This is a genomic window from Mycobacterium sp. NGS39 (genome assembly GCF_059812765.1).
Window position 1 is genome coordinate 192,122 of record NZ_JCALDH010000007.1, and the last position, 26,555, is coordinate 218,676.

At 66.6% G+C, this 26,555-nt stretch carries 25 protein-coding genes; 8 read left to right on the forward strand and 17 right to left on the reverse strand.

The window, feature by feature from the left end; all coding sequences use genetic code 11:
- The first annotated feature begins 4 nt into the window (after positions 1–4).
- Entirely contained in the window at positions 5–1,219 is a 1,215-nt protein-coding gene (locus tag AC5Y39_RS12145; RefSeq protein WP_500018830.1) for a CaiB/BaiF CoA transferase family protein, read from the forward strand.
- 73 nt (positions 1,220–1,292) lie between these two features.
- Here the strand turns inward: AC5Y39_RS12145 and AC5Y39_RS12150 are convergent, their stop codons facing one another.
- The 8 genes from AC5Y39_RS12150 to AC5Y39_RS12185 form a co-directional block, all read right to left on the reverse strand.
- On the reverse strand, positions 1,293–2,480 hold the full coding sequence (locus AC5Y39_RS12150) for an acyl-CoA dehydrogenase family protein (protein WP_500018561.1): 1,188 nt from the start codon (positions 2,478–2,480) through the stop codon (positions 1,293–1,295).
- Positions 2,480–3,520 (reverse strand): acyl-CoA dehydrogenase family protein, encoded by a 1,041-nt coding sequence (locus AC5Y39_RS12155; protein ID WP_500018559.1) that lies wholly within the window; start codon positions 3,518–3,520, stop codon positions 2,480–2,482. Before AC5Y39_RS12155 ends, AC5Y39_RS12150 begins: the two co-directional genes overlap by 1 nt.
- A gap of 2 nt (positions 3,521–3,522) precedes the next feature.
- The gene (locus tag AC5Y39_RS12160) at positions 3,523–4,359 is read right to left on the reverse strand and encodes an amidohydrolase family protein (protein ID WP_500018557.1); all 837 of its coding nucleotides are present in this window, start codon (positions 4,357–4,359) and stop codon (positions 3,523–3,525) included.
- Entirely contained in the window at positions 4,356–5,969 is a 1,614-nt protein-coding gene (locus AC5Y39_RS12165) for an acyl-CoA synthetase (RefSeq protein WP_500018555.1), read from the reverse strand. Before AC5Y39_RS12165 ends, AC5Y39_RS12160 begins: the two co-directional genes overlap by 4 nt.
- A 13-nt stretch (positions 5,970–5,982) precedes the next feature.
- Positions 5,983–7,182, reverse strand: a complete 1,200-nt coding sequence (locus tag AC5Y39_RS12170) for an amidohydrolase family protein (RefSeq protein WP_500018553.1) — start codon at positions 7,180–7,182, stop codon at positions 5,983–5,985.
- Between the two features lie 13 nt (positions 7,183–7,195).
- The gene (locus tag AC5Y39_RS12175; protein ID WP_500018551.1) at positions 7,196–8,002 is read right to left on the reverse strand and encodes an enoyl-CoA hydratase; all 807 of its coding nucleotides are present in this window, start codon (positions 8,000–8,002) and stop codon (positions 7,196–7,198) included.
- Positions 8,003–8,087: 85 nt separating this feature from the next.
- Positions 8,088–9,095 (reverse strand): dihydrodipicolinate synthase family protein, encoded by a 1,008-nt coding sequence (locus tag AC5Y39_RS12180; RefSeq protein WP_500018549.1) that lies wholly within the window; start codon positions 9,093–9,095, stop codon positions 8,088–8,090.
- Between the two features lies 1 nt (position 9,096).
- The gene (locus AC5Y39_RS12185) at positions 9,097–9,894 is read right to left on the reverse strand and encodes an SDR family NAD(P)-dependent oxidoreductase (protein ID WP_500018547.1); all 798 of its coding nucleotides are present in this window, start codon (positions 9,892–9,894) and stop codon (positions 9,097–9,099) included.
- Positions 9,895–10,000: 106 nt separating this feature from the next.
- Here AC5Y39_RS12185 and AC5Y39_RS12190 point away from each other — a divergent pair, with 106 nt between their 5' ends.
- Positions 10,001–10,753, forward strand: coding sequence for a TetR/AcrR family transcriptional regulator (locus AC5Y39_RS12190; RefSeq protein WP_500018545.1), 753 nt, complete (start codon positions 10,001–10,003; stop codon positions 10,751–10,753).
- Here AC5Y39_RS12190 and AC5Y39_RS12195 read toward each other — a convergent pair.
- The 4 genes from AC5Y39_RS12195 to AC5Y39_RS12210 all read right to left on the reverse strand — a co-directional run bounded on the left by AC5Y39_RS12195 (position 10,750) and on the right by AC5Y39_RS12210 (position 14,441).
- Positions 10,750–11,925, reverse strand: coding sequence for a thiolase family protein (locus tag AC5Y39_RS12195; RefSeq protein WP_500018543.1), 1,176 nt, complete (start codon positions 11,923–11,925; stop codon positions 10,750–10,752). The two genes, AC5Y39_RS12190 and AC5Y39_RS12195, sit on opposite strands and share 4 nt — an antisense overlap.
- A gap of 170 nt (positions 11,926–12,095) precedes the next feature.
- Positions 12,096–12,965 carry an enoyl-CoA hydratase/isomerase family protein gene (locus AC5Y39_RS12200; RefSeq protein WP_500018541.1) on the reverse strand — a complete coding sequence of 290 codons (870 nt, stop codon included), beginning with the start codon at positions 12,963–12,965 and terminating at the stop codon, positions 12,096–12,098.
- A gap of 28 nt (positions 12,966–12,993) precedes the next feature.
- Positions 12,994–13,791 (reverse strand): FadR/GntR family transcriptional regulator, encoded by a 798-nt coding sequence (locus AC5Y39_RS12205; RefSeq protein WP_500018539.1) that lies wholly within the window; start codon positions 13,789–13,791, stop codon positions 12,994–12,996.
- Entirely contained in the window at positions 13,788–14,441 is a 654-nt protein-coding gene (locus tag AC5Y39_RS12210) for a hypothetical protein (protein ID WP_500018537.1), read from the reverse strand. Before AC5Y39_RS12210 ends, AC5Y39_RS12205 begins: the two co-directional genes overlap by 4 nt.
- Positions 14,442–14,517: 76 nt before the next feature.
- On the opposite strand from AC5Y39_RS12210, the gene AC5Y39_RS12215 reads away from it, so the two are divergent.
- Genes AC5Y39_RS12215 through AC5Y39_RS12240 form a run of 6 tightly spaced genes read left to right on the forward strand, consistent with a single transcriptional unit; the run spans position 14,518 to position 21,492 of the window.
- Positions 14,518–15,354, forward strand: a complete 837-nt coding sequence (locus tag AC5Y39_RS12215) for an enoyl-CoA hydratase/isomerase family protein (protein WP_500018535.1) — start codon at positions 14,518–14,520, stop codon at positions 15,352–15,354.
- A gap of 15 nt (positions 15,355–15,369) precedes the next feature.
- Positions 15,370–16,176, forward strand: a complete 807-nt coding sequence (locus AC5Y39_RS12220) for an enoyl-CoA hydratase/isomerase family protein (RefSeq protein ID WP_500018533.1) — start codon at positions 15,370–15,372, stop codon at positions 16,174–16,176.
- A complete protein-coding gene (locus tag AC5Y39_RS12225; protein WP_500018531.1) occupies positions 16,173–16,952 on the forward strand; it encodes an enoyl-CoA hydratase/isomerase family protein in 780 nt (259 codons plus the stop codon). Before AC5Y39_RS12220 ends, AC5Y39_RS12225 begins: the two co-directional genes overlap by 4 nt.
- Entirely contained in the window at positions 16,949–18,394 is a 1,446-nt protein-coding gene (locus tag AC5Y39_RS12230; protein WP_500018529.1) for a class I adenylate-forming enzyme family protein, read from the forward strand. Before AC5Y39_RS12225 ends, AC5Y39_RS12230 begins: the two co-directional genes overlap by 4 nt.
- A complete protein-coding gene (locus tag AC5Y39_RS12235; protein WP_500018527.1) occupies positions 18,384–19,952 on the forward strand; it encodes a class I adenylate-forming enzyme family protein in 1,569 nt (522 codons plus the stop codon). The genes AC5Y39_RS12230 and AC5Y39_RS12235 overlap by 11 nt, the downstream gene beginning before the upstream one ends.
- The gene (locus tag AC5Y39_RS12240) at positions 19,945–21,492 is read left to right on the forward strand and encodes a class I adenylate-forming enzyme family protein (RefSeq protein WP_500018525.1); all 1,548 of its coding nucleotides are present in this window, start codon (positions 19,945–19,947) and stop codon (positions 21,490–21,492) included. The genes AC5Y39_RS12235 and AC5Y39_RS12240 overlap by 8 nt, the downstream gene beginning before the upstream one ends.
- On the opposite strand, the gene AC5Y39_RS12245 is transcribed toward AC5Y39_RS12240, so the two are convergent.
- Genes AC5Y39_RS12245 through fabG form a run of 5 tightly spaced genes read right to left on the reverse strand, consistent with a single transcriptional unit; the run spans position 21,482 to position 26,490 of the window.
- Positions 21,482–22,153, reverse strand: a complete 672-nt coding sequence (locus tag AC5Y39_RS12245) for a GntR family transcriptional regulator (protein WP_500018523.1) — start codon at positions 22,151–22,153, stop codon at positions 21,482–21,484. The genes AC5Y39_RS12240 and AC5Y39_RS12245 overlap by 11 nt on opposite strands.
- A complete protein-coding gene (locus AC5Y39_RS12250; protein WP_500018521.1) occupies positions 22,150–23,343 on the reverse strand; it encodes an acyl-CoA dehydrogenase family protein in 1,194 nt (397 codons plus the stop codon). The genes AC5Y39_RS12245 and AC5Y39_RS12250 overlap by 4 nt, the downstream gene beginning before the upstream one ends.
- Positions 23,340–24,530 carry a CoA transferase gene (locus AC5Y39_RS12255; protein ID WP_500018519.1) on the reverse strand — a complete coding sequence of 397 codons (1,191 nt, stop codon included), beginning with the start codon at positions 24,528–24,530 and terminating at the stop codon, positions 23,340–23,342. The genes AC5Y39_RS12250 and AC5Y39_RS12255 overlap by 4 nt, the downstream gene beginning before the upstream one ends.
- The gene (locus AC5Y39_RS12260) at positions 24,527–25,741 is read right to left on the reverse strand and encodes an acetyl-CoA C-acetyltransferase (RefSeq protein ID WP_500018517.1); all 1,215 of its coding nucleotides are present in this window, start codon (positions 25,739–25,741) and stop codon (positions 24,527–24,529) included. The genes AC5Y39_RS12255 and AC5Y39_RS12260 overlap by 4 nt, the downstream gene beginning before the upstream one ends.
- The gene (fabG, locus tag AC5Y39_RS12265) at positions 25,741–26,490 is read right to left on the reverse strand and encodes a 3-oxoacyl-ACP reductase FabG (RefSeq protein WP_500048220.1); all 750 of its coding nucleotides are present in this window, start codon (positions 26,488–26,490) and stop codon (positions 25,741–25,743) included. The genes AC5Y39_RS12260 and fabG overlap by 1 nt, the downstream gene beginning before the upstream one ends.
- Positions 26,491–26,555 lie beyond the last annotated feature (65 nt).

Sequence of the window (26,555 nt, forward strand, 5' to 3'; positions counted from 1 at the left end):
GGTCATGGAGGGCGTCCGCGTCCTGGAGGTCGCTCAGTTCACGTTCGTACCGGCGGCCGGGGCCATTCTCGCCGACTGGGGTGCAGACGTCATCAAGGTCGAGCATCCGGTCCGTGGCGACACCCAGCGCGGCTTTGTGAACATGGGCGGCCATCAACTCAACCCGGACCGGCACCCGCTGATCGAGCACCCCAACCGCGGCAAGCGCAGCGTCGGGATCGACGTGTCCACGCCCGGCGGCCAGGAGGTGCTCTACGAACTCGCCCGAACCTCAGATGTGTTCTTGACCAACTACCTGCCCGCGGCGCGCCGGAAGAACAAATTCGACATCGAGCACATCCGCGCGGTCAACCCGAACATCATCTACGCCCGCGGCAGCGCCTACGGCGACAAGGGCCCCGAACGCGACGTCGGCGGCTACGACGGCACCGCATTCTGGACGCGCAGCGGCGTCGGCCATGCCCTATCGCCGCCTGAGCTGGGTGGCTTTCTCGCACAGGGCATTCCGGCATTCGGCGACTCGATCGGCGGCATGGCCATCGCCGGCGGCATATCGGCGGCACTGCTGCACCGCGAACGCACTGGAGAAGCCGTCGAGCTGGACGTGTCGCTGCTGAGCACAGCGTGGTGGGCGGCGGGCGCCAGCGTGACGCACGGCATGGAAACCGGCGAGACCATGCGCGCGGAGATGCCGCACAGCGGCGGCTCGGCGGTGAACCCGTTCCTGGGCAACTACCAGACGTCGGACGGCGGAACCATCAACCTGTGCATCGTCAGCCCTACCGGCTACATCCGAGATACGTTCGAACACCTCGGCATTCCGGAGGCGGCGGACGATCCCCGGTTCTCCGACGTGCTGCCGCTGATGGAAAACGCCGACGCGGCAAGCGAACTCATCGCGAAGGCGTTCGCCGCCAAGCCGTTCGAGTACTGGCGCGAACACCTGAAGACCATGCGCGGTCAGTGGGCGCCGTTTCAGAGCTTCCTCGACCTGGCCACCGACGAGCAGGCCCTTGCCAACGACATGGTGGTCGAAGTGGAGGCGGCCGACGGCGGGCCGCCGTTGCGAATCGTGCGGGGACCCGTTCAGTTCAACCACGAGCCGCTGCAGACCACCCGCGCACCGCAGGCATCCGAGCACACCGAGCTGGTGCTGATGGAGCTCGGCATGGACTGGGACCGCATCGCCGAGCTCAAGGAATCCGGCGCAATCGCCTAGGCCTCGTTTGCGCAAGCGTGCGTGTCAGCGCAGCGACACGCCGATACGCGCCGTACCGCAGCGCACGCTCAGGCTAACGGGCCACCGGTGCCGCGTACGCGGGCTTGCCCAAACCGAGAACATGCTGGGCGATCATGTTCCGGAAGACTTCCAGCGTGCCGCCGTAGATGCCGACCAGCGGCGCGAACCTATAGATGTATTCCGACGCGCCATCGTCGACGGCTCCGTCGGTGCCGAACGGCAGCGACGACGCCGCGCCGAGGATGTCCATCAGCTCCGGCGAGATGTCGCGCATGGTCTGCGCCAGCGCGACCCGGCCGAAAATGCTCGGCGCACTCAGCGCGGCTTCCATTCGAGCGACGCTGCGGCCCAACCGATATGCCACCGACCCGTCGGCGACGTTCGCCTTAGCCGCCGCCTTGTCGGCGGCGTCGGCCATGAAGCCGGCCTGATGCATCATGATCGACACGTCGGCCAGCCCGTCGGGGGCCGCGGCGACGGCGCCGTGCTCGACGTTGAGCGGCTCGCGCAGCACGGTCCAGCCGCCGTTCACCTCCCCCAGCCGATACTTGTCGTCGACCCGGACGTCGCTGTAGTAGACGATGTTCGTCCGGTCGCCGTCGATGGTGCGCACGCCCTGGATCTCGATACCCGGCGAGTTCAACGGCACCAGAAACATGGTCAGGCTCTTGTGTTTTGGCGCTTCGGGGTCGGTATTGGTGATCAGGAAGACGTACTGGCAGTTGTGCGCGCCGGTAGTGAACATCTTCGACCCGTTGATCACCCAGCTCCCGCCATTTGTGCTCCTCGCGTCCGCGCCGCCGTCGCGCACCGCGCGCGTCTTGCACGTCGCGATGTCCGAACCGCCCTCGGGTTCGGTGTAGCCGAGGCACAACCGGACGTGACCGCTGAACACGCCAGGCAGCACTTCGTCTTTCAGCTCCTGCGAGCCGAACGTCGCCACCGACCGCGCCACCATCGCGGTGGTTCCCCACGTCACCCACGGCACGTGCGCACGCCGCTTCTCCAGCTCCCAGATGCGCCGCCGCACGCGGGAGAACCCGCCCTCGGACTCCGGTTTCCATTCGCGCTCGAGATACCCGGCGGCACCGAGCGCGAGATGCACGCCCTCGTCGAAGTTGTCGCCGGTCTCGCGGTCGCGCCGCCGGACCTCGTCGGTCACGTGCGTGCGCAGGAAGCTGCGCACCTCGTGAAGGAACGCCTTGTCGTCGTCAGACAGCTCGACGAGCGAAAAGTCCATCACTGACCGCTTTCTCGCGCCGCGACGATCTGCGCGACGTACTTTGCGCTGGCCCCCGGATCCCCGCCCGCCAGCGGCCACCCGCGGGCCCGCACCAAGTAGGCGCTCGCGGCGGCCTCCGCCGAGACACCCAGGCCGCCCTGCACGTGCACGGCCATCGTCGCGGCCTTGGCCGCTTCTTCGGCCATGAACACGAAGACCGACGGCGCCAGCTCGGGCCGCTCGTCGGGCTCATTGTCGAGGAACCACGCCGCGCGCCGCGCCAGGTTGCGCCCGGCCTGCACCGTGATCGCGATGTTGGCCAGCGGATGTGAGATTGCCTGCAGCGTCGAGATCGGCACACCGAGCGTGTAGCGGGTCTTGGCGAACTCCGCTGCGATCGTCATCGTCTCCTCGACGAGCCCCACCAGCGCCGCGCCCGTCAGCAGCCGCCACTCGTCTAGTGCGCGTTGATATTCCGCGAGCGCGTCAGGACCGGTGGCAACGACCGTGCGGCTGTCGGCCGCGGACGGGTCGACCCACGCCATCGGCAGCCGGCCGATGTTGTCCACGCGCGCCGGGCGGGTGTCGAACGTGAGGCGCACGACGTCTTCACCGTCGCGGACGAGGATGTGGTCGGCGATCGAGCCCGTGCCGATCAGCCGCACGCCGGCGGTGTCGTCGTGCCGGGTGTCGAGTCCCGCCACTTGCTTGCCGCTGAGCACGTGGTCGTCCAGCGCGCCCAGCCGGCCGAGCAGCCGGGCCGCGCACACGTGGTCGATCCACGGCACCGGCGCCAGCGACCGGCCGATCTCCTCGGCGACCAATGTCAGATCGACCAGCGTCGCGCCGTCTCCGCCGTACGACTCCGGCAGCGCCATCGTCGACGCGCCCATCGCGCACAGCCTCTCCCACAGGTTCTTGTCGAAACCCGATTCCTCGGCAGCGCGGACGGTTTCGATCGGGCAGTGGGTCTTGAAGAACCGCCGATACACCTCCTGCAGCGCCTTATGGTCGTCGGTCAGGCTGTAGTCCAGCCGGCGCAGCTCGTAACGGTCCATCGTCATTGCTCCTGGGTCTCGCCGAAGAAGAACTCTCGGGCGTTGCGATAGAGGTAGTTGTCCAGCACGTCGGCCGGCAGCTCGAGGGCCAGGGCTTCGGGCACCACCCGGCGCATGCGCAGCACCGGCCAGTCCGAGGCGAAGATCACCTTGTCGGAACCTCGGGTGCGCATGAAATGCAGCAGGGTCTCCGGCAGCCGCTTCGGTGACCACGCCGACGTCATCAGCCGCAGATTGCGGTACTTGATCAGCAGCCGAATCGCGATGTCCCACCAGGGATCCGCACCGTGGATCATGCACAGTTTCAGCTCGGGGAAGCGCACGCAAACCCGGTCCAGGTGGATCGGGTTCTGCACCTCGCCGGGGATCGGGGGGCCCGGGATGCCGGTGTTGACGCACAGCGGCAACTCCAGTTCGGCGCATTTCGCGTACAGCGGGTAGTAGACCGCGTCGCTGGGTGGGTACTGGCCGTCACCCCAGAAGCTCGGCCCCACCACTGCGTACGCCACCGGCATATCCCTGGCGACGGCGGTCAGCTCGCGCAGCGGCTGCACCGGACGCAGCAAGTTGACGCCGCCCATCGCCAGCGCGAAGCGATCCGGCTTGGCCTCCACGAACTTTCGCGCCGTCAGCGACGGTTTCGCGAGGTTGTCCATCAGGATCGCCTTCCGCACGCCCTGCTCGTCCATCTCGTCGAGGAGTTCGGCCAACTCGACAGGGGCGAACATGGACTTCGGACCCTTGAAGTAGTCGTCGCGGACCTTCACCATCCAGGCGGGCTGGACTTCGGTTTCACCGAAGTGCACGTTCACGAGACAATCGATCACTTTGTGCGTCATGCCACCGGAGCCTGTTGTCGCGCAACACTTTTCGCCCAGCGGTAGTCGGCCTTACCGTTACCGAGTCGCCGCACCTTGTCGACGACGACGAACTGTTTGGGAACCTTGAACCGCGCCAGCGACGACGCGCAGTGCGCGGCAAAAGCATCGGTGGCCTCGACGCAGTCGGCACGCAGCGCGACAACGGCCACCAACTCCTCGCCCCAGCGGTCACTGGGCCGCCCGACCACCAGAGCGTCGTGGACGCCGGGGCACGCACGCAGCACCTCCTCGACTTCCTCGACGAACACCTTCTCGCCGCCGGTGTTGACCACCAGCGAGTCGCGACCGAACAGACGCAGCGTGCCGTCGGGCTCGACGCTTGCCCGGTCACCGGAGATCACCACCCGCACACCGTCGACCTCAGGGAACGTTTCGCGGGTGGCCTGCTCATCGTCGAAGTAGCCCAAAGGGATTCGGCCCGTACGCGCGACCCAGCCGATCTCCGGATCACCGGGCTCGAGGAAGCGAGTGTAGTCGTCGGAGAGCACGAGGCCGCCGTCGCGAAACTGGAACGTGTCGCTGCGATGCCCGCGCTGGCTATGTCCGAACGCCATGTTTCCGGTTTCCGACGAGCCGTAGCCGTTGATCAACGTGATCTGCGGGATCGCCTCGAGCAGCGCGCGCTGGTACTTCGGATTGGTCGCGGCGCCGCCGGTGCCGATCGCGTACAGCGAGGACAGGTCGTAGGCGTTGCGCTGCAGCTCGTCGACCAACGGTCCGGCGTAGGCGTCACCGACCATCGTCATCAGGCCGACCTTCTCACGTTCGACGGTCTGCAGCACGCTGCGCGGGTCGAACGTGCCGCGGTTGTCGTAGAGGATCACCGGGATGCCGTTCATGATCGCCGCGAACGCGGTCCACATGCCGGCCGCGTGCATCAACGGCGACACCGCAAACCACGGCGCCCCGCCGGCCTGCACCTTGGCACGGATCTCCTCGACCGAGTCATGCGCCGCGCCGTTCATCGACACCACGTACATGTCGCACTGCCGCCAGAGCACTCCCTTGGGACGGCCGGTGGTGCCGCCGGTGCAGATCATGATCAGGTCGTCGGGTGACGGCGAGACGCCCCGGTCGGTATCGCCCTGCGCGAGCGCATCTTTCAGGGTCACGGCACCAGGTAGCTCTGGGATGGCGCTGCCGTCGTCGATCGACAACAGCACGGCGCCGGAAGGAAGCACATCGGCGAACTTCGCGCCGAGCGACCGGTGGTAGACGACTGCGCTCGGCTTGACGTAGTCGAGCAGCTCTCCGACTTCGCGAGGCGTGTAGTAGTGGTTGACGTTCACTGGCACGGTGCGCGCCTTGAGGCAGGCGATCACCATGTCGGGGTACAGGTCGTTGTGCATGACGAGCGCGACCCGGTCCTGGCCGCACTCCCAACGCTCGAGTGTGTCGCGTTCGCGGTGCGCACCAAGTCCTCTGCCGGCGAGGTAGTTCGCCAGCCGACGGGTTCGCTCCGCCGATTCGGCGTACGTGCTGCGCCGCTCGCCGCAGACTGTCATCACACGGTCCGGAACGGCTTGCGCGATGGTGTCCAGCACCGCCCCCAGCGTCCACTCGCTCATCGTTACGGTGCGACTAGGCGGCGGACGACACGTTGACGCCGAGAAGATCTAATGCATTGTCACGCATGACCTTTCGAATATCACGCTCACTGAATCCCTTGAGCTCCGCGGTGAACGACAGCGGCGATTCCAGCCCTTCACCGTGCGGCCAGTCCGACCCGAACAGGATTTTGTCGACGCCGATGACCTCGGCGAGCTGGGTCAGGTCGTCTTCGTAGTACGGGGCGATCCACACATTGTTGCGCAGCTGCTCCACCGGATCCTCCGGGAACAGCTTCGGGTGGTTGTTGGCCGCCTTCTTGAGGCGTTTGATCAACCGGTACACGAAATACGACCCGTTCTCGATGCTCGCCACGCGTAGCTTCGGATGACGAGTGAAGACGCCATGCACGATCATCGAGGCCATCGAGTCGTGAATCGCTCGATCGTCGACCAGCACCTGGTCAAGCGGATTCGAGCCGCCGAATGCCTCGAACGTCGACTTGCCGCCCCACATCCCGGCGATCTGCAAATAACCGCTGTCGCTGAGATGGAACCCGACCGGAACCCCGGCCTCGGCCAGCTGCGCCCACACCGGATCGTGGAGCGGGTCACCCAGCGACCGCGGCTTGACCACACCGGGCACCGGCGCCGGTCGCACCAACACCATCTTCGCCCCTCGCGACAGCACGAAATCGACCTCCTGGAGCGCCTTTTCGGGGTCGGCCAGCGAGATGATCGGCGCGGCGACGATTCGGTGATCGGGCCGGTCGAACCCCCAATCTTCGTCGAGCCACAGGTTGAACGCGTGCACCGACGCCATCGTCGCCTCGATGTCATGCTTGAGCGCTTCTTCGACCCCGCACGCGAACGTCGGCAACATGAACACCGTTTCGAGGTCCTGAGTGTCCATCACCGCAACACGGGCGTCGCGGTTCTGATACTCCGGATGCTCCGAGAGCCGCTCCACTTTCATCAGCGATGCCGGATCCACGCCCTCGGGAATCTCCCCGCGGAACAGCAAATCCAGGCAGCCCGGCACGATGATCGGGTCGAACGTCGGATTCGGGATGAAGCGATTGACCTTGTCGCCGATCAGCGCGAGCGTGTGCTTGCCGTCGCTGACCATCTGCACGCCGCGCCGTTTGAACTTTTTGTCCAAGTGCCGGGTGAACGCATCCAGCGGCTCGTAGTAATGGTTGTCGACGTCGATGGCCTTGTAGTCCAGCGTCATTGTGAGAGTCCTTTCAGTCGCTCAGAGCCGGGAAGTTCGGCGGCCGCTTCTCGAAGAAGCTGGTGATGCCCTCGATGAAGTCGGGGCGAAGCATCGACTCGTGCATGAGCTTCTCTGCCACCGCGCTCGCCTCGGATACGTCGCGCATAGTGTCTGCGTACACCTGCTGCTTGATCACCGCCAGAGAACTGGGGGCGCAATTGGCGGCGATGTCCTCGGCGTAACCGATCGCCCGCGGCAGCAAGTGGTCGGCGGGCACCACTTCTTTGACCAGTCCCAGCGCGGCGGCCTCCTCGGCGTAGAAGACCCGACCGCTCAGCAGCAAGTCGAGCGCCGCTCCCCAGCCGACGATCCGGGGCAGGATCCACGAGATGCCGTATTCGGCGATGAGTCCCCGCCGCGAGAACGACGTGGTGAACTTGGCGCCGTCCGCGGCGAACCGCACGTCGCACATCAGCGCCTGGGTCAGCCCGATGCCCGCGCACGCCCCGTTGATCGCCGCGACGACCGGCTTGCGCAGCATGGCGACCGCATGCGGGTGGCGTTCCCCGACCAGCGCACTGACATCGGTGTCGCCCACGGTGGCGTCCCCGATGCTGGAGAGGTCGCCCATGTCGGCGCCCGCGCAGAACGCGCGCCCAGCGCCGGTGATCACGATCGCGCGGACATTCGCGTCGGCGTCAGCACGGTCCAGACATGTCCAGAACGCACTGGCCAGTCCGCCGCCCCACGCGTTCATGCGCTCCGGCCGGTTCAGCGTCAGGACTGTGACTCCGCTGTCGCGCACGTGGTAGCGCACCACATCGTCGGCGCTGTCCAAGCCGACCTCCTCTGACGCCCGCAAACTTGATGTATGCGCATACTGTACACCTATCGGTAGCGCCTTCCGCACCGGTCTGACCAGGTCACCGATCGATCAAACCGAGGCGGGTGTACGCCTCGCGGATCTGCCGCTTACCCGCCTCTGGGAGCGGCACCTGCGGCGGGCGGGAATGCGGGTAGTCCCCCACGGGAAGCCCGAGCAGCGAGGCCGCGTACTTGAACGCAGCACCCCAGTGCGTGAAGTAATCGGGGCGGCCGGGGTAGCTGGTGAACCACGACCCCATGTCGAGGCCAAACTGATCCAGCCCCGACTCGACCGCGAAATCCATTGCCTCGACGAGCTTGTCGTTCCACACCAGATCCCAGTAGCGGGACAGGATCCGCCGCTGCGGTGTCTCGTGGAGATAGCCGACAGTTCCTAGTTGTGCGGGCCCGACGATGCCGGCGCGCAGCCATCCCGCGCGGTACACGGTGGTGTCGCATTCCCAGATGACCAACTCGGGCGCCAACTCGTGCAGCAACCGGCTGTTCGCCGGCCGGAAGGCGCCCTCTTTCGTCGCGCACACGGCGGGAACCTCGTCGACGATGCGGGCGCTTTCGGCGGCGCTGAGCACATATCCCGACGACGGCGAGTTGAACATTCCCAGTGCGATGTCGGTGCGTTCGCTGATGTAGCGGAAGAAGGCCAACACGCCGTCGCCGCCGTGCAACTCCATCATCGGCGTCTGGATGTAGACGATGTCCGCACCGGCTTCCTGGGCGTGCAGCGTCAACTCCAGGCAGTCCTTCGCCGACAGCGCGGCGGTGCACGACTGGACGACGACGTCGGGGTCGACGGCACGCGCCTGCTCGATTGCCAACTCCAGCAATCGCTTTCGTTCGGCAAGGGTCAGCGACCAGAACTCGCCGACGCCGCTGGTCACCCACAGCATCGGGTGACCGAGATCGCCGACGCAGTAGCGCACGAGCGCGCGATAGGCGTCCCAGTCGATCTCGTCGCCGTCACGCCCGCAAAACGGGGTGTAGAGCGAGTCGCCGATACCCCGCAGCGCGGTGCGCGCCCATTCCCGAGCTTCTCGTGCGGTCGCCATGTCAGGTGAAATCGCTTCCGCCGTCGACGTTGACGTTGGCGCCGGTCATGTACGAGTTGCGCCGTGACGCCAAAAACGCTGCCACAGGCCCGATTTCGTCGGGGAGTCCCGCTCGCCGCAGATGAGCCGGATGCCCGAAATGCCTGGCAATGGCGTCCATCAACGCATACGGGTCGTTACCGTCCACACCGACCGACGCGGCCCAGCCGACCAGTGACTCCGACGCGATGCTGCCCGGCGATACCACGTTGACCAGAATCTCGTCTTTGGCCAACAGCAACGACAGGTTCTTCGAGATGCTGTTCACCATCGCCTTGGCCGCCGTGTAGGCCGCCAGCATCACGCTCTGCCGCTGGGTCGAATGGGCCGAGAAGTTGACGATCCGCGCCCACTCGGCACGCCGCAGCAGCGGCAGTGCCGCACGCACGCAGTGCACCATTCCCATCACGCCCTCGTCGACGGCCTGCTGCCACTGCTCGTCGGTCAAGTCCTCGAAGGTGCCGACCGCGCTCGGTCCGACCACGTTGATCAGCACATTGAGTTCGCCGCCCCAGCGGCGGCTCACCTCGGCGAACAGCTGCTCCACTGCGTGGGCGTCGCCGACATCGGCGACCAATCCGACGGCGTCGGGGCTGCCGCGGCGCCGCAGTTCGTCGGCCGCTTCATCGAGAACCTTCGGTGTGCGGCCGACCAGCGCGACCCGGCACCCGTCGTCGGCCAGGCACCGCGCCGTGGCCAGCCCCATCCCGCGGCCGCCGCCGACGACGACGGCGGTGGCGTCTGCGAATCCGAGATCCACGGCCCTGCAGCCTTCCTTCGTCCCGCTACGCGTGCAACGCGGCGGTAACGAGGAAGCTTACTATAGGGGTTACAGTAATCGGGAGATCGAACGGAGGTAGCCCACCGTGGCAGGAAAGGCAACCGCGCAGAAGCGCCAGCGGCGCGAGCGCGGTTCGATCAATCCCGAGGACATCATCGACGGCGCTTTCGAGCTCGCCGACCAGGTATCGATCGACAACCTCAGTATGCCGTTGCTGGGCAAGCATCTTGGCGTCGGTGTCACGAGCATCTACTGGTATTTCCGCAAGAAGGACGACCTCCTCAACGCGATGACGGACCGGGCGCTGCGAAAGTTCACGTTCTCGACGCCTTACGTCGAGGCGGGCAATTGGCGTGAGTCGCTGCGCAACCATGCCCGCATGATGCGCAAGACGTTTCTGAGCAGCCCGATCTTGACCGACCTGATTCTGATCCGGGGGGCGCTCAGCGCGAAGGCGCGGCAGTTGGGTGTGGAGCAGATGGAGAAGGCGATCGAAACTCTGGTCGACGCCGGCCTGTCACCGGAGGACGCGTTCGACACCTATTCGGCGGTGTCGCTGCATGTCCGCGGCACTGTCGTGCTCGAGCGACTGCAGCAGAAGACGCGCGAATTGGACGACGGCGAACCGACTTTCGAGCCGAAATCGCTTGATCCCGAGGCGACACCGTTGATCGCCAGGCTGGCTGCCAAAGGTCACCGACTGGCTGCGGCGGACGAAAAGAACTTCGAATACGGACTCAATTGCATCCTCGACCACGCCAGCCGACTCATCGAAGAAGGCCAGAAGCCGCGCAAGGCCGCGCCGCGCCGCGCGCGCAAAGCAGCCGCGAAGCGCTAGACCTCGATCACCACGGCGCCGCCCTGGCCGCCGCCCGCGCACATCGCTGCGACACCGATACCGCCGCCACGCCGCTGAAGTTCGTACACCAGCGTCGTCACCATCCGCGCACCGGAGGCGGCGATCGGATGGCCGAGGCTGCAGCCGCTGCCCGAGAAGTTCACGCGCTCCTCGTCGAGGCCGTACTCGCGACATGCCGCGATCGGCACCGACGCGAACGCTTCGTTGATCTCCCACAGCGCCACGTCGGCCGGTGACAATCCTGCTCGTTGCAGCACCTTGCCGATCACCTTGACGGCACCGAGTCCCGTATCCTTCGGCGGCACAGCCGAAGCCGCCCACGCCTTGACCGTCGCCATCACGCTCAGCTTCTCGGCGTCGGCATAGTCCTTGTCGACGAGCGCGACGGCCGCCGCGGCGTCGTTGGTGCCGCTGCTGTTGCCCGCGGTGATCGAGAAGCCCTCGATCTCCGGATGCAGCGGCTTGAGGGCGGCCAGCTTTTCGACCGTGGTGTCACGGCGCGGGTGCTCGTCGACGCTGAAATCCACCACCGAACCGTCGGGCAGTTGCACCTTGAGCGGCACGATCTCGTCGGCGAACTTGCCCGCGTCGATCGCTGCGATTGCCCGCTGATGCGAGCGCGCGGCCCACGCGTCCATTTCCTCGCGGCTGATGCCGACCGCCCTGGCGGTGTTCCACCCGACCGTGATCGACATGTCGCGCCCGGGCGCGTCGGGCGTTTCCGGATGCGTGGGCGGCAGCCACCGTTCCTCGAACTTCAGCTCGGGGCCGGGAATGCGCTGGTTCATCAGTGGCGTCATCGACAGCGACTGCACACCGCCGGCCACCACCACCCGCTCCATGCCCGAGCCGATTCCCGCCGCCGCGTTGCCGATCGCGGTGAGGCTACCGGCGCAGTGCCGGTTCACCGACTGGCCCGGCACGTCCTCCATGCCGCACGCCGCCGCCGCATATCGTGCGAGATCGCCTCCGCCATAATGGGATTCGGCGAAGATGACGTCATCGACCGCGGAGGGCTCGATGCCGGCCCGGCGAATCACCTCAGGCAACACGGTGGTGATCAGCGTTTCGGGCGGCGTGTTGGTCAGCGTTCCCTTGAAGGATCGTCCGATCGCTGTCCTGGTGGCGCCGACGATGACGGGTGTGGGCATGGTGTGGCCTCGAGGTCGGTGGGAAAGACTTTACAAAAATAGCAGATACTGTAGCGGCGGGTCGGTCCGGCCTCGCGCCTGCCAACGCCGAGCACCGAGCGTGAGGTGGTAGCGATATTTCGGCCGGAATTTCGCAGTGGACTCACGCTCGGCGCGCGGCGCCGTCCGGATCACGGCTCGGGGACGTGGAAATACTCGTCGCGGCGGCGGAACGCCTCCTTGGTGCCCACCTCGGCGCGGGTCTTGACGAAGTTGAACTCGCCCGGGGCGAACTGCAGGTTGGTGCCGAACGCGTGGAACAGGTAGCTGGCCACTTCCTCGCCCTGGTAGGCCTGGCTCTGCTCGACCAACCGGAACGCCTCCTTGGCGATCACGACCCCGTCGGCCGGCATCTTCGCAGCCTTCTCGGCCCAGTACCGGGCGCGCACCCCGACGCGCTCCGCGTCGCAGGTCTCGGTGAAGACGCCGAGATGTTCCACAGTGGCGGCCTCGACGATGTCGCCGGTGAGCAGCAGACGCCTCGCCAGCACTGGGCCGAGGCGGTGGAAGAACATGTGCAGGCTGCCGAGCGCGGGCCCGAGGAAGCGGGTGGCCGGCATGCCGATCTTGGTGTCGCGGGCGATCACCGAGATGTCGGTCACCAGCGCCATTTCGAAGCCGCCGCCCAGCGCGCAGCCGCTGATCTCCCCCACCGTGACCTTCGGGAAGCCCATCAGGTTGTGGTAGAAGCCAAAAGACTTGCGGTCCACGGCAAGTCGGCGGCGCTGACTGGGACGGCCCTTGGCCGGTTCGGAACTTCGGCCGTACCAGCCGTATGCGTTGTTCATGTCCGCCCCGGCCGAGAAGACTCCGTCCGCGCCGCGCAGCATCACCACCGTGACGTCGTCGTCCTCGGCGACCGCGTCCAGGCAGCGGGCCATCGCGTCGCGCATCGTGGCGTCGTAGGCATTGCGCTGCTTCGGGTTGTTCAGCGTGATCGTGGCGATGCGCTTGTCCCGATCGACGTCGAACAGGACGCGATCGTCGTCCGATGAAGTCATCCGCCGGACTCCTTCCTCTTGCCCGCTGCTATGGCTGGCCATTGCCCGAGATCCGTTTGGCTTCAATGGTTTTGTCGCTGCCGAAGGCGAGCGTGGTGCGCCGGGCTGCGGCCAGATGCGCCTGCGCGATGCGAATGGCCCGAGCCTGGTTGCCGTCGCGGATGGCCTCCAGCAGCAGCTGATGGTCGCGCAGCGCTGCCCGCCTGGTCCTGCGGGCCGCCGCCGCGTCCGCGGGCGCCCCGCCATGCCCGTCGTCGCTCCACACCGCCGACTCGTGGGCAGACCAGATGAGCGCCAGCGAACCGATCAACAGGATCATCGGCTCGTTGCCGCATCGAGCGACGATCGCTTCGTGGAAGCTGCGGGCGTTCGGGACGAACTGCGCGGCATCGTCGAATTCGGTTGTTTGCCTGTGTATCTCAGCTTCAAGATGCGGCACCACTTCGGTCATGCGGTCAGCGCGTGCCGCGCACATTCCCGCGCAGATGGGCTCCAGATGCAACAAAGCTTCGCTGACATCGGCCGGGGTGGCCGCGCGCGACTGCAGCACCATGCCGATCATGTGCGCTGTCCGCTCGGCGGACGGCAGATGCACGACCGCACCTCCCACGTTGCCGCGGCGCACCGAGATCAAGCCGTCGGATTCGAGGATGTGGATGGCCTCCCGCAACGCCGGCGGGCTGACGCCGAACTCGTGGAAGAGCGTCTCCTGCGAGGGCAGCACGTCGCCTTCCTTGAGGCGCCCCGACAAGATGTCGTCGCGCAACCGCGACGCCACGATCTCCGCCACTCGCGGCTGGCGGATGCGTTGCAGCGCTGGCCTCATCGCATCTCCCGCCGCCGGCCGAGCCGTGATCCCGATAGCTTCTCGGGTGGCAGCGCCACCGCCGCGATCTCGCCGGTGCACAACACCTCGTCGTCGAGCAACAGCCGGGCGGTCGACGTGACCGAGCCCTCGACTTGCGACCGGGTGATGTCGAACCGCAACTCGGTGAGAATCGGTGTGGGCCGACGGAACGTCACCGTGAGTGAGCGGGTGCGGCCCGACAGCGCGGCGGCGCAATTCTGGTGCTGGGTAACGCAATCGAAGAAGACTGCGAGGAATCCGCCGTGGACCAGCCCCGGCGGCCCCTCGTACACCACCGGGAACGTCACCGTTCCCGAGGCGGTCCGGCTGTCGAGGTCATCGAATCGGTATTCGGGGAAACAGGGGTTGAATGCGCCGATGTCGAACGCATGGCCGAGGTAGACGCGGCTCGACGCTGCGGTGTCGGAGCCGAGCCGCGGTGTGCTGTCGGGTGGGACTGCTGACTCGAGCTCGCGCTCCCAGGCCGCGAATTGGCTCAGCATGGCCTCCACAGTCGGGTGGTCATGCTCCAGCGACAGCAGCAGCCCGGTGAGCCGGCGGATGGCGGCCGCGGCGGCGACCGTCTGCGCCAAAGGCAGCTCGCCGAACCGGCGATCGTCGTCGGCCATTCCACTGACGGCCTTTCCTTGCTAACTTTTACAGGATAGTTCTGAAGTACCCTACTGTATGGGCAACCGTATCGCTATGGAAAGGGCGGTCCCCCTGGTGATTGACGACGCTGCGAGCACCGGCTCCGAGGGTTCGGTGACCGCGCAGCGCGACGGTGCGGTGTTGCGGGTGACGCTGCACCGCCCGGCCAGCCGTAATGCTCTGAGTCGCAGCATGATCGACACGCTCGTAGGCACGCTGACGCAGGCCGCCACCGACGATTCGCTGCGCGCGGTCCACCTCACCGGCGAGGGCGCCGACTTCTGCGCCGGCGCCGACTGGGTCGCCACCAACCAGGGCGGACGGCCGCGCACGGGCGATCTGGTGCGTCGCATCCCTCATACTGCGCACCGCGTGGTCGAACTCGTCTACAGCATTCAGTTGCCAGTGGTCTGCAGTGTGCGCGGCTATGCCGTGGGCCTGGGCTGCAACCTCGCGCTGGCCGCCGACTTCACCGTCGCCGCCACAACCGCCGTCTTCTGGGAACCGTTCGTCGCACGAGGATTCACCCCCGATTCGGGAGCCACCTGGCTGCTGCCCCGGCTGGTGGGACTGACCCGGGCCAGACAGATGCTGCTGCTCGGCGACAAGGTGTCCGCCGTCGACGCCGAGAACTGGGGATTGATCTATCGCTGTGTCGACGAGTCCGAACTCGACGCAGCCGCCGACAACCTGGTGGCACGCCTGGCCAGCGGTCCGACGGTGGCCATCGGGCTGGTGAAACAAGCAATTCAGGACAGCCAGCACGCCACGCTGAGCCAAGCGATGACCCGTGAGTTGTACAACCTCGAATTGTCCTGCCGCACCGCGGATTTCAAAGAGGGCCTGGCGGCGTTTGGGCAACGGCGCGAACCGGACTTCCAAGGCCGCTGACCCGAAGGGAACTCGATGTCGTTGTTCGACACCATCAAATACGAAGTCGACGGGCACACCGCCACCATCACTCTGAACCGGCCCGACGCGCTCAACGCGCTGAGCCCACACATGATCACAGAGTTGCGCTCCGCCTATCACGAAGCCGAAAACGACGACGACGTCTGGCTGTTGGTCGTCACGGGCACCGGCCGGGCCTTCTGTACCGGCGCGGACGTGAAGGCCATCCCGGGCGACGGCAAGGTGGTCAACGAGCGGCCCTACCTGTCCACTTACGAGCAGTGGGAGGCCCCGCAGGAAGGCACCCCACCGTTTCGGACCATGGCCAAGCCGGTGCTGGCTGCCATCAACGGACTATGCTGCGGCGCCGGCCTGGACTGGGTGACCACCGGCGACATCGTGATCGCATCGGAGAAGGCGACATTCTTCGACCCGCACGTCAGCATCGGGCTGGTCGCCGCTCGAGAGATGGTGCGGCTGGCCCGCGTGCTGCCCCGGTCGGTCGCACTGCGCATGGCGTTGACTGGCAAGCACGAGCGGATGAGCGCCCAGCGGGCCTGGGAACTCGGCATGATCTCCGAGATCGTCGAGCACGACCGCCTGCTGGAACGGGCTCACGAGATCGCCGGCATCGTGAATTCCAATGCGCCGCTGGCAGTTCGGGGAACCCGCCTGGCCATTCTGAAGGGTCTTGACCTTCCGCTGCACGAGGCCGAGATGCTCGCCGAATCGTTCCGCGAACGCAACCTGCACACCCAAGACTCGCTCGAGGGGCCCAAGGCGTTCGTCGACAAGCGCCAACCCAATTGGCAGTGCCGATGACCTTCGAGACCATCCTGCTCGACGTCGACGCCACCGATCGGGTCGCGACGATCACGCTGAACCGTCCGCAGTCGTTGAACGCGTTCAACCGGATGATGTGTGAGGAGATGGCCAAGGCGTGGCAACTGGTCAAGCACGACGACTCGGTCAATGCGGTGGTGCTACGCGCCGCGGGCGGGCGGGCGTTCAGTGCCGGGCTGGACGTCAAGACGCCGTATGGGCAGCCGGCCAGCGTCTGGCACCACGAAGATCCCGGGGAACCGCTGAGTCCGAAATGGCAGAAGATGTGGAAGCCGGTGGTATGCGCCGTCCAAGGGATGTGCACGGCGGGCGCGTTCTACTTCGTCAACGAGTCCGACATCGTCATCTGCTCTTCGGCTGCCACGTTTTTCGATTCGCATGTGAGCGCCGGACTGGTTTGTGCGCTGGAGCCGATCGGGTTGATGCGGCGCGTCGGCCTGGGCGAGACATTGCGAATGGCGCTGATGGGCAACGACGAACGCGTCAGCGCGCAGACCGCATTGCGGATCGGTCTGGTCTCAGAAGTTGTTGCGCCCGAACAGCTTTGGGAGCGCGCCCACGCGATCGCCGCGAAGATCGCTGCCAAGCCGCCCTCGGCGACCCAGGGCACCGTCAAGGCGATCTGGGAGTCGCTGGACAAACCGTACCGGGCGGCGCTGGAGCAGGGCCTGATCTACACCCGGCTCGGCAACCCGCTCGGGCAGGCCGAGCTGGCCGAAGGGCCACCACCGCGGACTGAACCGGAGATCAGGTGAGCGAGCACCGGCTCAGCCGGCGCATCGTCGACGTCCTCGACCTCGATCCGCAGGCGCCCGCGATCGAGTTCGAGGGACAGTGGGTTTCGTGGGGCGACGTTCGCGACGCGGCTCGGCGGCTGGCTGATCTCGCCGACGCCGGCATGCAGGTCGGGATGATGCTGCGCAACCGGCCGGCGCATGTGGCGGCCTTGCTCGGTGTGTTGTCGAGCGGCGGGTGCGTGGTCGTGGTCAACCCCTCCCGCGGCGACGACAGACTCAGAGCCGATGTCGCCGAGCTTGCCGTGCCGGTGCTCGTCGGTGAAGCCGCCGACTTGGCGAAGGTCACCACCGACGCCACGACAGTGGCGATCGGCGCCGTGGACGAGGTGCCGCGCGTAGCGGCTTCACGCTCTTCAGTTGGGTTCGATGCTCGGCGTGCCGGTGTCGCGGTGCGGATGCTGACCAGCGGAACAACGGGGCCGCCGAAGCGAATCGACCTCACCTACGACATGCTCGCGCACAGCGTGATCGGGGCGGCCCCGGTAACCGGGCGGCAGCGTCGGGTGGCGATTGTGAACTCGCCTCTGGTGCATATCGGCGGCGTGTTCCGGGTGCTGCAATGTGTCACCGAGGCGAGGTCGTTCGTGCTGCTGGAGCGTTTCGAGTTGCACCGCTGGGCCCAGGCCGTGCGCACACATCGCCCCGCAACCGTGTCACTTGTGCCCGCAGCGCTGCGAACGGTGCTGCACTCCGACCTCACCCGTGACGATCTGGCCGGTATTCGCGCTGTCACCTCCGGCACCGCGCCGCTGTCGGCCGACGATGCCGACGCGTTCACCGAGAAGTTCGGCATCCCGGTGCTCACTTCCTATGCGGCAACGGAATTGGGCGGTGGCGTGGCCGGCTGGTCCCTCGCCGACTATCAGGAATACTGGCCCATCAAGCGGGGCAGTGCCGGCCGGGCCATGCTCGGTGCACAACTGCGTGTGGTCGACGAGGCGGGCACGCCACTGCCGGCGGGCGAGGCTGGTCTGTTGGAAGTCAAACCCGGTCAGCTCGGACCCGACGCCGAGTGGATCCGGACCACCGACATCGCCCGCGTCGACTCCGACGGCTTCCTGTGGGTCCTCGGCCGCGCAGACCAGGCGATCATCCGCGGCGGTTTCAAGATCATTCCCGACGTCGTGCGTGCTGCTTTGGAACATCACCCGGCAGTGCACAGTGCTGCCGTGGTCGGACGACCCGACGAGCGTCTCGGCGAGACACCGGTCGCCATGGTGGAACTGAGACGCGGTTGCATTGCCGAGATCGACGATCTGATTGGATTTCTGCGTGATCGCCTGGCGCCGTACGAGATTCCGACCGCAGTCGCGATCGTCGACGCGATCCCGCGTACTCCGTCGGGCAAGCCCGACCTCGGCGCGGTTCGGCACTACTTCGCCAGCGAGCATGTCCGATAGTTCGGTGACCGTCGGCCAGGTGCTGGCCGCACAATCACGAGACCGCGGCGAGCACCTGCTCCTGGTGTGCGACGACGAGCGAATCACCTACGCAGAGGCAGACCAACGGTCAGCTCAGCTAGCCCGCGGACTGATCGCGCTCGGCGCCGGCAAGGGCACCCACGTCGGGCTGCTCTACCCGAACGGTGTGTCGTTCGTCGTCGCCATGCTCGCCGCGGCGCGCATCGGCGCCGTCGTGGTGCCGTTCTCCACCATGGCGACTGGCCCTGAGATCCACCAGCAGCTCCGTCACAGCGACGTCGAAATTCTGCTCGCCACTGCGTCATTCCGCGCCCACGATTTCCGCCAGCGGCTATCCGAAGTAGTGCCGCAGATCGAGTTCGATTCAGCCAGAAGACTCTTCCTTGGCGCCGCACCGCAGCTTCGGCACGTCGGCGTCACCTGCGAACACCTGATCCGGTCTGCCGGCGCCGTCGCCGAGTCACTGCTGTCGGCGACCGAGCGCGACGTCGACGGCTGCGACACACTGGCGATCGTCTACACCTCCGGCTCGACCGCCAGCCCGAAAGGCGTCATGCATACGCACGCCGCACTGCTGGGACATCAACGCAACCTCAACGGCATTCGCGGACTGACCGCAGTCGACCGGTTGTTCTGCAATTCGCCGTTCTTCTGGATCGGCGGGTTCGCCTTCGGGCTGCTGGCCACGCTGGTCGCCGGCTCGACCCTGGTGTGCTCGAATGCCGTCGACGCCGGCGCGACACTCGATCTTCTCGAAGCCGAGAAGCCCACGATGGCAAATGGATTCGCGGCTACCGTACAGCACCAGGCGCGGCATCCGAGCTTCCCCTCTCGCAACCTCTCGTCGATGCGGCGCGGCAACCTGTACCCGATCATGGCGCCTGACGTGCGTCCAGCCGACCCCGAACTGCGCCACAACATGCTGGGGCTGACGGAGGCGGGCAGCGTGGTGCTGATCAGCGGGGATGAGTCAGATCAGCCGGAGCATCGGCGCGGCTCGTTCGGTAAGCCCGCGCCCGGCTTCGAGGTCAAGGTCATAGATCCCGAGTCCTCGGTCGATGTGCGGCCCGGTGAGGTGGGCGAGCTGTGCATCCGCGGCCCCTATGTGATGCAGCGCTACTACAAACTCAGCCGTGAGGACTGCTTCGACGGCGACGGCTGGTTCCACACCGGCGACCTCGTGCGTGTCGACGACGAAGGCTTCTACTACTTCGTCGGCCGCCGCGGCGCGATGATCAAAACGTCCGGCGCAAACGTCGCTCCGGCCGAAGTCGAAAAGGCCATCGCCGAACTCACCGGCGCCACCGCCTATGTGGTCGGCATCCCCGATGCTCAGCGGGGTCAGGCGGTCGCGGCTGTGATGGTGGTCGCCGACCCCGACGACTTCGACGCGCCGGCGTTGCGCAACGCGTTGAAGGCCGAACTTTCGCCGTACAAGATCCCTACCCGGATCGTCGCGGTGCCCGCGTCGGAGCTACCGGTGCTGGCCAGCGGCAAGGTCGACACCCGAAGGCTCGTTGAGATGTTCGATGCCTGACGACACCCTGGACGCCCTGGTGCGGAGCCGCGCGGCCGAAACGCCCTGCGCCACCGCGGTGGTCGATACCACGACCCGTATCAGCTATGCCGAACTGCAAGCAACGACGCGCGAGATGGCTGCCGCGTTCGTCGAAGCAGGCGTGGCCAAGGGCACCCGGGTAGGGCTGATCATGCCGAACGGCGTGCGCTGGGTGCAGATCGCGGTGGCGTTGACGCGCATCGGTGCGGTGCTGGTGCCGTTGAGCACACTGCTGCAGGCGCGGGAGCTGATCGCCCAGCTGAAAGCGGCTTCGGTGCAGGTATTGATCAGCGTCGAGGAGTTCCGCGGTCACCGCTACCTCGACGAGATGCGGACGGAAATTGGGTCGTGTCTGACTGGCAATGCGACAATGCCCGCGCTGCAACGTGTTTGGGACGCAGACGGACTGCCGACTCCTGGACACGAGGCCATGCGGATCGTCGACGCGCTGACGGCGGCGGTGACTCCCAGCGATCCGTTGGTGGTGATCTTCACCTCCGGCAGCAGCGGGCCGCCGAAGGGAGTCATCCACTCCCACGGCAACGCGTTGGCCGCCGTACGATCCGGCCTCGACGCCCGCTGCATTGATGCCACCACCCGGCTGTACCTGCCGATGCCGTTCTTCTGGGTCGGGGGCTTCGGCGGTGGCATCCTGTCCGCGCTGAGTGCGGGTGCGACTCTGGTCACCGAGGCGATTCCTGAACCGGTCAGCACACTACGGCTGCTCGAGCGAGAGCGTGTCACGCTGTTTCGCGGGTGGCCCGAACAGGCTGAAGCGCTTGCGCGACAAGCGGTTTCGCGTGGCGCAGACCTTTCGTCGCTGCGTCCCGGCAGCCTCGAAGCGTTGCTGCCGCCCGCACAGCGCGCCCGGCCGGGAGCGCGGGCGAAGCTGTTCGGCATGACGGAGGCGTTCGGGCCGTACTGCGGCTACCGCGCCGACACCGACATGCCCCGGTCAGCCTGGGGCAGCTGCGGCAAGCCGTTCGCGGGAGTTCAGGTCCGCGTCGTCGATCCCGGAACAGGTGCGCCGGTGCCAGCCGGCACTGTCGGCGAGATCCAGATCCGCGGGCCGAACACGATGCGTGGCATCTACCGCCGTAGCCGCGAGGACGTCTTCACCGCCGACGGCTATTACGGCACCGGCGATCTGGGCCACCTCGACGACGACGGGTTCATGTTCTACCACGGCCGGTCCGACGACATGTTCAAAGTCTCCGGCGCCAGCGTCTACCCCAGCGAGGTGCAGGAGGCGCTGCAGTCGATCACCGGGGTGCGCAAGGCGTTCGTCACGAACGTCAGCGGGCCGCGTGGTGAGGAGGTCGGTGCTGTGGTCGTGTGCGACACCACGGCAACAGACGTGGGCCAGCTGAGGTCAGCTGCGCGAAAGCTGTTGAGTGCCTTCAAGATTCCGACAGTATGGGTGTTGCTCGACAGCGACGAGGCGATTCCCCGGGGGGCTACCGGCAAGGTCGACGTCGCTGCCCTGCGGCGCCTGCTGGCGGCACGAATCAGGGGCTGACCACGCCGTGCGCCATCAAGTGTTCCAGCAGCGGCGCCACCCCGGCGATGAAGTGCTCGGCCATCGCCGCGCGCGCCCGCTCCGGTTCGCGCTGCTCGAGCGCGGCCAGTACGCGCCGGTGGTCATCGACGGATTGGGCCGGCCAGCCTTCCACGGTGGGAAACACCGCTTCGGGGGCGTACCTGGTGATGTGGCCCATCAGCTGTGCGAGCTTCGGGGAGTCGGCCGCCACGTTGATCGCACGGTGGAATTCGTGGTTGAGCCGCACGGCGCGCTCGTGGTCCTGCTGTTCGTAGGCTTCTTCCAGCCGAGTTTGCAGGTCTTTGAGCGCCACCAATTGCTCGTCGGTGATGTTGGTAGCCGCCCGCGCCGTCAGTTCCCCTCCGACGTGCGCCTGAAGGCTTGCCACGTCGGCGATGTCGCGTCCGGTCACCGGCACCACCATGAAACCGCGGTGCGGCTGCTGCACCAGCAGGCCCTCGGCACGCAGTTCCAGCAGCGCCTCGCGCACCGGCGTGACGCTCACCCCCAACTCGGCAGCCAACTGCTCCAAACGGACGTACTCGCCGGCGCGGTAGCCGCCTTGAAAGATGCGCCGCCGGACATACCGTGCGACATCGCGCGACAACTGCGGACGCGCAACGAAATCTGGCGCACTCATATCCGGTATTCGTCGAGCAGCCGCTTGCTGATGATCTGCTTCTGGATCTCGCTGGTGCCCTCCCCGATGAGCAGGAACGGCGCGTCGCGCATCAGCCGCTCGATCTCGTACTCCTTGGAGTACCCGTAGCCGCCGTGGATGCGGAAGCTCTGCTGGGTGACCTCCGAGCAGTATTCGCTCGTCAGGTATTTGGCCATGCCGGCCGCCAGGTCGTTGCGCTCGCCGGAGTCCTTCAGTCGCGCCGCGTTCACCATCATCAGATGTGCCGCTTCGACTTTCGTCGCCATCTCCGCGAGCTGGAACGCGATCGCCTGGTGCTCGGCGATCGGCTTGCCGAACGTCGAGCGCTGCTGCGCATACCGGATGGCCAGTTCGAACGCCCGCAGGCCGACCCCGCAGGCCCGCGCGGACACGTTGACGCGGCCCACCTCGATGCCGTCCATCATCTGGAAGAATCCGCGGCCAGGTGTTCCGCCGAGGATGTCGTCGGCGCTCGCGGCGTAGCCGTCGAAGATCAGCTCCGTGGTGTCGATGCCCTTGTAGCCGAGCTTGTCGATCTTGCCCGGGATCACCAACCCGGGCACTACTTCACCGAAACCGACAGGCTTTTCGACCAGGAACGCGGTCAGGTTGCGGTGCGGCTTGTCCGCGCCTTCATCGGTGCGCACCAGCACCGCGACCAGCGTCGAGCTGCCGCCGTTGGTCAGCCACATCTTCTGGCCGTCGATCGTGTAGTTGCCGTCGGGGTTCCGTCTGGCCCTCGTGCGGATCGCCGCGACATCACTGCCGAGCTCCGGCTCGGACATCGAGAACGCGCCGCGCACTTCACCAGTCGCCATGCGCGGCAGGAAGCGCTGCTTCTGCGCATCGGTGCCGTGCTGACGCAACATGTACGCGACGATGAAGTGGGTGTTGATCACGCCCGAGATGCTCATCCAGCCACGCGCCAGCTCTTCGACGCACAGCGCGTACGTCAGCAACGATTCGCCCAGCCCGCCGTACTCCTGCGGGATCATCAGCCCGAACAGGCCCATCTCCCGCATCTGGTCGACGATCTCCTGCGGGTAGGTGTCGGTGCGCTCGAATTCCGGCGCGTTCGGGATGACCTCCTTCTCGACGAATTGCCTTACCGCCGCGATGATCTCGGTCTGGAACTCGGTGAGGCCCAACGTCTGGGCAAGTCTGGTCATGCGATCACTCCAGTGTCTTTGAGTCTGGTGATGTCGTCGGAACTCAGTCCGAGGCGCTCGGCGAGCACGTCGGCGGTGTGCGCGCCGAGCTCGGGGGCCGGCCCGGTGGCCGGATGCGTGCCGTTGAACGACGCCGGCATGCCGGGCGCGAAGTATTCGCCGACGCCGGGCTGGTCGAGGCGGCTGAACAGTGGGTTGCTGATGACCCGGTCATCGGCAGCCACCTCGGCGAATGTGCGGTACCGCTCGAACAAGACCGTGGTGGCCGACAATTCGGCGGTGATGTCGGCGGCCGGATGCTCGGCGAACCACGGCCTGAACAACCCCGACAGCACGTCGCGGTGACGGTAGCGGTCGCCCTCCGAGGTGAAGTCCGCGCCGAGCGCCTCGGCCACCGCCGACACTGCGGGCCCGGAGCCGGTCACCTCGACCAGGTCGCGAAAGTGTCTGGCCGTCAACAGCACAACCATGAATGACGCGCCGTCGCTGCTGGTGAAGTCCTGGCCGTACTGGCCGTAGATCGCATTGCCCAGCCGCGGCCGCTGCGTCCCGGTGATCTGCGGCTCGGTGAGGAAGCCCAGCGTTCCCCCTACAGCGAGTGCGACGTCCTCGAGCGCGAGCCTGACGTCGGCGCCGTCGCCGCTGTGGTCGCGCCGGCGCACCGCCGCAGTGACCGCGAGCGCCGCGTACAGGCCGCAACAGACATCCCAGGCGGGCAGCACGTGGTTGATCGGCGCGGCGTGCTCTGCCGGTCCGGTGACGTAGGGGAACCCGATCGCCGCGTTGACGGTGTAGTCGACGCCGGTGGAGCCGTCGCCGCGGCCGAGCAGCTGGACGGAGATGACGTCACCGCGCATGGCGGCGAGCCGGCTGTAGGACAACCAGGCCAGGCCTGCGGCATTGGTGACGACGATCCCGTCGCCCTCGACGATCAGCCGCTGCACCAGCTCCTGGCCGTCCGGGCTGCGCAAATCGACTGCGGCCGAACGCTTTCCCTTGTTCAGGCCGGTCCAGTAGATCGACGTACCGCTGTCGGCGAGAGGCCAACGGCGGTAATCGGCCGCACCGCCGATCGGATCCACGCGAATCACCTCAGCGCCCAGCTGCGCCAGCGTCACACCGCACAACGGCGCCGCGACGAAGCTCGACACTTCGACGACGGTGACACCGTCCAGCGGCAACGTCACCTCTCACACCGTTCGAAGATCGCCGCCAGGCCTTGGCCGCCGCCGATGCACATGGTTTCCAGCCCGTACCGAACTGCGCGGCGGTTCATTTCGCGCGCCAGCGTGGCCAGCATCCGCCCGCCCGTCGCGCCGACCGGATGCCCGAGCGAGATCCCCGAGCCGTGCACATTTGTTCGGTCACCATCGGCGGCGGTGAACTTCCATTCCCGCATCACGGCCAACGCCTGTGCCGCGAACGCTTCGTTGAGTTCGATGAGGTCGATGTCAGCCAGCTGTAGACCCGCTTTGGCCAGTGCGACCTCGCTGGCCGGCACCGGTCCGATGCCCATGACGTTCGGCGGTACACCCGCGACGCCCCACGACACCAGCCGCACCAGCGGCGTGAGGCCCAACTCGTCAGCCTTCTGCGGTGTGGTGACCACACACATCGACGCGGCATCGTTTTGGCCGCTGCTGTTGCCGGCGGTCACGGTGGCCTCTGAATCCTGTTTCAGCAGAACAGGTTTGAGTTTGCTCAACGCTTCCACGGAGGTGTCGGCGCGGGGATGTTCGTCGGTGTCGACGAGTTCCTCACCTTTGCGGGTTCGCACCGCGACAGGAATGATCTCCTCGGCGAAGATGCCGTCCTTCTGTGCGGCCACCGCCCGCTGATGCGAGGCCACCGCAAGCTCGTCCTGTTCCTCGCGTGAGATGCCGTACTCGCGCCGCAGGTTTTCAGCCGTTTCGAGCATCCCTCCCGGCACGGGGTAGTGGCGTCCGCCGGCTGTGGTCCGGCCGCGAACCAGCCCGTCGTGCACGGTGATTCCGGTCCGCGCACCACCCCAGCGCATGTCGGTGGAATAGAACGCGACGTTGCTCATGCTCTCGGCTCCACCGGCAACGACGATGTCGTGGTCGCCGCAGGCCACTTGCAGGCACGCTTGGATCACCGCTTGCAGACCCGAGCCGCAGCGGCGGTCGATCTGCATGCCCGGCACGGTGACCGGCAGACCCGCGTCCAGCGCAACGACTCGGCCGATCGCCGGTGCCTCACTGCTCGGATAGCAGTGGCCCAGGATGACGTCCTGCACGGCGTCGGGCGCGATCGCGGTGCGCTCGAGCAGACCCTTCAATGCGGCGACGGCGAGCTCAACGGCGCTGAGCGACTTGAACATTCCGCCGTACCGGCCGATCGGCGTCCGCACTGGCTCACAGATCACAGCCTCGCGCATCACATGAACCTTCCGCCGGTCACTTCCAGCACCGTGCCGGTCATGTACGACGACATATCGCTGGCCAGGAACAGGGCGACCGTCGCGACCTCACGCGGCTCGCCGGCCCGGCCCATCGGCACCTCGGCGACCTTCTGATCCCAAATGTGTTGCGGCATGGCCTCTGTCATCGCCGACCGGATGAGGCCCGGTGCGATCGCGTTCACCCGCACACCGAGGTGAGCGAGCTCCTTGGCCGCGGCCTTCGTCATCCCGACGATGCCCGCCTTCGCGGCCGAATAGTTGGTCTGGCCCACCAAGCCGACCTTGCCCGACAGCGACGACATGTTCACGATCGCGCCGCGCTTGTTCTCCCGCATGATCGCCGCAGCACTTCGCATACCGTTCCAGGTGCCCTTCAGATGTACGGCGATGACTTGGTCGAACTGCTCCTCGGTCATCTTGCGCATGGTCGCGTCGCGGGTGATCCCGGCGTTGTTCACCATGATGTCCAACCCGCCGAACCGTTCCACCGCCGCGGCCACCAGGGTTTCGACGTCGGCGGCTCGGGTGACGTCACACTGCACTGCGGCCGCGACACCATGGCCACCCAGCCGCTCCGTGGCCGATTCCGTGGCGTCGAGGTTGACGTCCCCGAGGACCACCCGAGCGCCCTCGGCGACAAATCGCTCCGCGATCGCGAAACCCAGACCCTGCGCGCCGCCCGTGATGACCGCAGTTTGACCGTCCAGCAACGCCACTCGTGCCACCTCTCCTCGCTCCGCCCCACTGGTCGCCGAGCATCATATTTCATATATGATTCGGCGCTGTTGCC

Coding starts and splice junctions, on each gene's coding strand:
- AC5Y39_RS12260 (WP_500018517.1), bottom strand. CDS start 25,741: ATGCGCGAGGCTGTGATCTGTGAGCCAGTGCGGACGCCGATCGGCCGG.
- AC5Y39_RS12165 (WP_500018555.1), bottom strand. CDS start 5,969: ATGAGCGAGTGGACGCTGGGGGCGGTGCTGGACACCATCGCGCAAGCC.
- AC5Y39_RS12250 (WP_500018521.1), bottom strand. CDS start 23,343: ATGACCAGACTTGCCCAGACGTTGGGCCTCACCGAGTTCCAGACCGAG.
- AC5Y39_RS12245 (WP_500018523.1), bottom strand. CDS start 22,153: ATGAGTGCGCCAGATTTCGTTGCGCGTCCGCAGTTGTCGCGCGATGTC.
- AC5Y39_RS12150 (WP_500018561.1), bottom strand. CDS start 2,480: ATGGACTTTTCGCTCGTCGAGCTGTCTGACGACGACAAGGCGTTCCTT.
- AC5Y39_RS12155 (WP_500018559.1), bottom strand. CDS start 3,520: ATGGACCGTTACGAGCTGCGCCGGCTGGACTACAGCCTGACCGACGAC.
- AC5Y39_RS12240 (WP_500018525.1), top strand. CDS start 19,945: ATGCCTGACGACACCCTGGACGCCCTGGTGCGGAGCCGCGCGGCCGAA.
- AC5Y39_RS12215 (WP_500018535.1), top strand. CDS start 14,518: ATGGAAAGGGCGGTCCCCCTGGTGATTGACGACGCTGCGAGCACCGGC.
- AC5Y39_RS12220 (WP_500018533.1), top strand. CDS start 15,370: ATGTCGTTGTTCGACACCATCAAATACGAAGTCGACGGGCACACCGCC.
- AC5Y39_RS12195 (WP_500018543.1), bottom strand. CDS start 11,925: ATGCCCACACCCGTCATCGTCGGCGCCACCAGGACAGCGATCGGACGA.
- AC5Y39_RS12160 (WP_500018557.1), bottom strand. CDS start 4,359: ATGACGCACAAAGTGATCGATTGTCTCGTGAACGTGCACTTCGGTGAA.
- AC5Y39_RS12180 (WP_500018549.1), bottom strand. CDS start 9,095: ATGGCGACCGCACGAGAAGCTCGGGAATGGGCGCGCACCGCGCTGCGG.
- AC5Y39_RS12170 (WP_500018553.1), bottom strand. CDS start 7,182: ATGACGCTGGACTACAAGGCCATCGACGTCGACAACCATTACTACGAG.
- AC5Y39_RS12225 (WP_500018531.1), top strand. CDS start 16,173: ATGACCTTCGAGACCATCCTGCTCGACGTCGACGCCACCGATCGGGTC.
- AC5Y39_RS12145 (WP_500018830.1), top strand. CDS start 5: ATGGAGGGCGTCCGCGTCCTGGAGGTCGCTCAGTTCACGTTCGTACCG.
- AC5Y39_RS12235 (WP_500018527.1), top strand. CDS start 18,384: ATGTCCGATAGTTCGGTGACCGTCGGCCAGGTGCTGGCCGCACAATCA.
- AC5Y39_RS12200 (WP_500018541.1), bottom strand. CDS start 12,965: ATGACTTCATCGGACGACGATCGCGTCCTGTTCGACGTCGATCGGGAC.
- AC5Y39_RS12210 (WP_500018537.1), bottom strand. CDS start 14,441: ATGGCCGACGACGATCGCCGGTTCGGCGAGCTGCCTTTGGCGCAGACG.
- AC5Y39_RS12205 (WP_500018539.1), bottom strand. CDS start 13,791: ATGAGGCCAGCGCTGCAACGCATCCGCCAGCCGCGAGTGGCGGAGATC.